This is a genomic window from Streptomyces sp. NPDC054847, from assembly GCF_053610925.1.
The window spans coordinates 1-6,025 of sequence record NZ_JBSGZJ010000434.1 but is presented as its reverse complement, the minus strand read 5'-3'; the positions used below and the strand labels follow the sequence as shown (position 1 = coordinate 6,025).

The 6,025-nt window shown below is 72.2% G+C and carries 1 protein-coding gene; it reads left to right on the top strand.

Annotation, left to right across the window (positions count from 1 at the left end):
- The coding region (locus ACWGH4_RS29365; protein ID WP_453466253.1) for an SDR family NAD(P)-dependent oxidoreductase at positions 1-6,025 on the top strand (6,025 nt) is incomplete at its 3' end.

The following is a 6,025-nucleotide window of genomic DNA, read 5'->3' as shown; positions in this document are numbered from 1 at the left end:
GTGGATATTGCGGCGGTGAACGGGCCGCGTTCGGTGGTGGTGTCGGGTGAGCGGGGGGAGGTGGAGGCGGTTGTCCGGCGGTTGGAGGCGTCGGGTCGTCGGACGAAGTCGTTGCGGGTGTCGCATGCGTTCCATTCGCGGTTGATGGATCCGATGCTGGCCGCGTTCGAGGAGGTCGCTGCCTCGATCACCTACGGTGAGCCGGTCATTGCGATGCCGCCGGTCGAGGGTGGGCGGGATGCGGGCTACTGGGTGCGGCATGTGCGCGACGCGGTCCGCTTCGCCGACGACATGCGGTTCTTGGCGGCAGCAGGTGCCGAACGTTTCCTGGAACTGGGCCCGCAAAGTGTGCTGACGGCGGCCGCGGCGGAGAACCTGCCCGAGGACACACCCGTCCGGTTCGTCGCCAGTGCCCGGAAGGGTACGGACGAGGTTGCCGGGGTGCTGACCGCACTCACCGAGTTGCACGTCCTCGGCCAGGACGTCGACTGGGACACCCTGTTCACGGGAACCGGCGCCACCCGCATCGATCTGCCCACCTACGCCTTCCAGCGCGAACGTTTCTGGCAGCAGGTGTCCGCTTCCGGTGATGTCACCTCGGTGGGGCTGGAGTCGGCGGGGCATCCGTGGCTGGGTGCGGTGACCGCGCTCGCCGACGGCGAAGGGCATGTGTTCAGCGGCCGGGTCTCGCTGCGCGAGTTTCCCTGGCTGGCCGACCATGCCGTGTTCGGCACGGTGATCGTCCCCGGCACCGCCCTGCTCGAACTCGCCCTCTCCGCAGGCCACTTCGTCGGCGCCGGCAGGGTGGAGGAACTCACACTCCTCGAAGCGCTCGTCGTCCCGGAGCAGGGCGAACTGCGCCTCCAGACAACCGTGGACGCGGCCGATGCCGAGGGCCGTCGCGCTGTGGCCGTTTACAGCAGCGCTGCGGGTGCGGATGCCCCATGGGTACGTCACGCCGAGGGGACCGTGGCTGGGCCGGTACCCGGTTCGGATGCCGGGGCCGGAGGGTTCGAGGTGTTGGCGCAGTGGCCGGTGGCGGGTGCGCAGCGGGTGGACCTGGACGGTTTCTACGAGCGGTTCGCCCAGCAGGGCATTGCCTACGGCCCCGCATTCCGGGGCCTGAGCGAGCTGTGGCGTGACGGCGACACCGCCTATGGCCTGGTGTGGCTGCCCGAGGGCGTCTCGACGGATGGCTACGGCATCCACCCGGCGTTGCTGGACACTGCCCTGCATGTGCTGAAGGGCTCGGCGGCTGCGCGGGAGCGGTTGGATGGCGCGCTGCTGCCGGTGGAGTGGGCGCAGGTGGACCTGTCGGCGATGGGCGGCAGCGAGTTGCGTGTCCGTGCGGATCTCGACACCTCGGGGACGTCCCTTCGGCTGTGGGTCGCTGATCCGGCGGGCGGGCCTGTTCTGTCCGGTCGTCTCGACCTGCGCGAGGTGACCGCCGACCAGATCCGTGCCTCGACCTCGGTCGACCACCTGTACAGGGTGGACTTCCAGCCGGTCACGGCCGGCTCTCAGGCACAGGACGCCGACCGGCTCGTGATCGACGCACGGAACTGGTCGGGTTCGGTGACGGAGGTCGCCGGGCGTGGACTGGCCGAGCTCCAGCAGGCGTTGGCCGATGAGGCCGTGACCGAGATCGTGTTGGTGACCTGTGGCGCGGTTGGTGAGGACGCCACGAACGTGGGCCAGGCGTCGTTGTGGGGTCTGGTGCGTTCGGCGCGCAGTGAGCACCCGGAGCGGGTGATCCGCCTGATCGACACCGACACCGACACCCAGGACCTGACATCGGCCCTGCCGATCGCGGACGAACCCGAGCTGATCGTCCGCGAGGGCAAGGCGCTGGCCGCCCGCCTGGTCCGTGTCTCCACCTCCACCGACCCCGACGCCCGTGCCGATACAGGCACCGAGGCCCGTGCACTGGATCCTGCCGGCACCGTCCTCATCACCGGCGGGACGGGAGAGTTGGGTCAGGCGTTGGCCCGTCACCTGGTCCACGAACACGGCGTGCGCCGTCTTGTCCTGACCTCACGCCGTGGCACGGACGCACCCGGTGTGTCCGACCTGGTGGGGGAGCTGACCGCCGCCGGTGCCGACCATGTCGAGGTCGTCGCCTGCGACGTGGCCGACCGCGCCCAGGTCCGCACCCTGCTCACCGGCGTGGACACCGCCCACCCATGGACCGGGGTGTTCCATCTTGCCGCCGTCCTCGACGACGGACTCCTCATCGACCAGACGCCTGATCGTCTGACCCGCGTCCTGGCCCCCAAGACCGAGGGTGCGCTGCACCTGCACAACCTCACCCGCGAACTCGGCCTCGATCTCGCCGCGTTCGTCCTCTACTCCTCCACCTCCGGCGTCCTCGGCAGCACTGGCCAGAGCAACTACGCCGCCGCCAACACGGCGCTCGACGCGCTCGCCGCTCTCCGCCGCGCTGAGGGCCTGGCCGCGACCAGCCTCTCCTGGGGCCTGTGGGAACAGACCGGAACGGGCCTCGCCGCCCATCTCGGCCAGGCCGAACTGGGCAGGCTCGCACGGCGAGGCATCGGCGCTCTCACGCAGCAGCAGGCGCTGGCCGCGTTGGACGCCGCTCTGCTCCAGCCGTATGCCCACCTTGTTCCGGTCAAGCTGGAGACGGCGCGGGTCGAGGACCCGCCCGCGCTGCTGCGGGCACTCGTGCGCAGGAGGCGCACCCGGCCGGCGGCCGGCACCACCACATCCGGCGGTCAGGCCACGGCGTTGCGTGACCGGCTGGCGTCGCTGCCCGAGGGTGAACGGCTTCCGTATCTGGTGCAGCTCGTACAGCGTGAAGCAGCGATCGTGCTGGGCCTCGCCGACGCCGAAGCCATCAAGCCGCAGCAACTCTTCTCCGAGCAGGGGCTGGACTCGCTGATGGCGGTCGAGCTGCGGCGACAGCTGTCCGCGGCGACGGAGGTGGCCCTGCCCGCCACCCTCGCTTTCGACTATCCCACCCCCGCCGCCGTCGCCGGCCTGCTCCTCGACCGTCTCGACCTGGCCGACACGACCGTGGCGGCGGCACATCCGTCGGCTCCCGCACTCGAGCACGGCACGGCCGACGACCCGATCGCCATCGTGTCGATGGCCTGCCGCCTGCCGGGCGGCATCGACACCCCCGAAGGTTTCTGGGAACTCCTGACCTCAGGCGGCGACGCCATCGGAGGGACACCGTCCCGCTGGGACGGCCTGGACCTGTACGACCCTGACCCGGATGCCGTCGGCAAGAGCTACACCCGCGAGGGCGGATTCCTCGACGGTGTCGAGGACTTCGACGCCGGCTTCTTCGGCATCAGCCCGCGTGAGGCGCAGTCGATGGACCCGCAGCAGCGCCTGGTGCTGGAAGCGTCGTGGGAGGCGCTGGAGCGGGCCGGCATCCGGCCCGACTCGCTGCGTGACAGCCGCACTGGGGTCTACCTCGGCGCGATGAGCTCGGACTACGACCGCCAGGGCCAGGGCCTCGACGCCCTCGACGGCTACATGAGCACCGGCAACGCGAGCAGCGTCATCTCCGGCCGGATCTCCTACGCGCTGGGCCTGCAGGGCCCGGCCGTCACCATCGACACCGCCTGCTCGTCCTCCCTCGTCGCCCTGCACCTGGCGGCAGGCGCCCTGCGGCAGGGCGAGTGCGACCTCGCCCTCGTCGGCGGTGTCACCGTGATGTCGACACCGTCGACGTTCGTGGAGTTCAGCCGTCTGAAGGGGACGGCGACGGACGGGCGTTGCAAGAGCTTCTCCGCCCAGGCCGACGGCGCCATCTGGGCCGAGGGCGCGGGTGTGCTGGTCATGAAGCGTCTGTCGGCGGCCGAGCGGGACGGCGACCGGGTCCTGGCCGTGGTCCGCGGCTCCTCGGTCAACCAGGACGGCGCGAGCAACGGCCTGACCGCCCCCAACGGGCCCTCCCAGCAGCGCGTCATCCGCGACGCCCTGGCGTCCGCCCGCCTCGCACCCGCGGACATCGACGCGATCGAGGCGCACGGCACCGGCACCTCGCTGGGCGACCCGATCGAGGCCGGCGCTCTCGCCGAAGTCTTCGGCGAGCACCCCGTGTTCCTCGGATCGGCCAAGTCGAACCTCGGCCACACCCAGGCCGCCGCCGGCGTCGTCGGCGTCATGAAAATGGTCCTCGCCCTCCAGCACGAGACACTGCCCCGAACCCTGCACGCCGACGAGCCCAGCCCGCACGTCGACTGGGACAGAAGCGGCCTGACACTCCTTCAGCAGCCGCAGCCCTGGACCAAGAGCGAGCGCACCCGCCGCGCCGGCGTCTCCTCCTTCGGCCTGAGCGGAACCAACGCCCACGTCGTCATCGAAGAGGCGCCCGCCCTCGTCACTGCCGCGCCGGCGGTGGTCGAGGCCCCGGCGCCGGTGGCCGTGCCGCTGGTCGTGTCGGGCACCGACGAGGACGCGCTGCGGGCCCAGGCCGGGCGCTGGGCCGACTGGCTGGCCGCCCACCCCGACGTGCCGCTGCGGGACGTCGCCGCCACCGCCGCCCTGCACCGCACCCACCTGGAGCACCGTGCGGGGGCCGTCGCGACGACCGCCGCCGAGGCGGCCGCGGCCCTGCGGGCCCTCGTGGACGGCGTGTCGCATCCTCAGCTGGTGACCGGCACGGCACGCGACCGGGGCAAGGCCGTCTTCGTCTTCCCCGGACAGGGCAGCCAGTGGCGGGAGATGGGCAGGCAACTGCTCGTGCAGTCCCCGGTGTTCCGTGAGGCGGTCGAGGAGTGCGACGCCGCTCTGCTGCCCTGGACGGGATGGTCCGTCCTGGCGCTGCTCGCGGGCCCGGACAGCGGCCTGCGGGACGACGCGCTGCCGCCGTTCGACCGGATCGACGTGCTGCAGCCCGCGCTCTTCACCGTCATGATCGGCCTGGCGGCCCAGTGGCGTGCCCTGGGCGTCGAGCCGGCCGCCGTGGTCGGCAGCAGCCAGGGCGAGGTGCCCGCCGCGGTGGTCGCCGGGGCGCTGTCCCTCGAGGACGGCGCCCGCCTGGTGGCGCTGCGCAGCCAGGCGCTGCTGCGTGAGTGCAGCGGCCGCGGCGCGATGGCGCTGCTGGAACTGCCGGTCGCCGACGTCGAGGAGCTGATCGCACCGTACGGGGACACGCTGTCCGTCGCGGTGGTCAACACGGCCACCTCCACGGTGGTCTCCGGAGACGCCGACGCCGTGGAGCGACTGCTCGCCGAGATGGAAGGACGCGACGTGTTCTGCCGCCGGGTCCAGTCCGACGCCGCCGGGCACAGCGCGCACATGGACCCGATCCTCCCCGCTCTGGCGGCCGGCCTGGCCGGTCTGCGCCCGCGCGCCTGGTCCGTTCCGTTCTGCTCGACGGTCACCGGCACGATCGTGGACGGTGACACGCTGGACGCCACCTACTGGTGCCGCAACCTGCGGGAGACCGTCCGCCTCGACCGGGCCCTGCAGAGCCTTTCCGCAGCCGGATTCGGGGTGTTCGTCGAGATCAGCCCGCACCCGGTACTGGGAATGCCGCTGACCGACGCCTGCTCCGCAGGCGGCGGCGTCGTGGTCGGCAGCCTGGCGCGCGAACGGGGCGACATGGCCCAGATGTTGCGCTCGCTCGCCGTCCTGCACAGCGAGGGCCACCCGGTGGACTTCCGCGCGTTCCTCCCCGACGCCGCCGCGCCGGTGGAGCTGCCCACCTACGCCTTCCAGCGGCAGCGCTACTGGCCGGAGCCGGCGACCGGCAAGGGCGCGGGTGCGGGCGACGCCGGCTCCATGGGCCTGGTCGCCTCCGGGCACTCCTGGCTGGGGGCGGCCACCACGGTGGCCGACGGCGAGGGACATCTGCTGACCGGGCGGATCTCCACCCAGGACCAGCCCTGGCTGGCGGACCACGCGATCAGCGGAACGGTCCTGGTGCCCGGCACCGGTCTGCTGGACATGGCGCTCGCCGCGGCACGGGCGGTCGGCGCGGCGCGGGTCGGTGAACTGACCCTGGCCCAGCCGCTGGTGCTGCACCCCGGCGTCCCCATGCGGCTCCAGG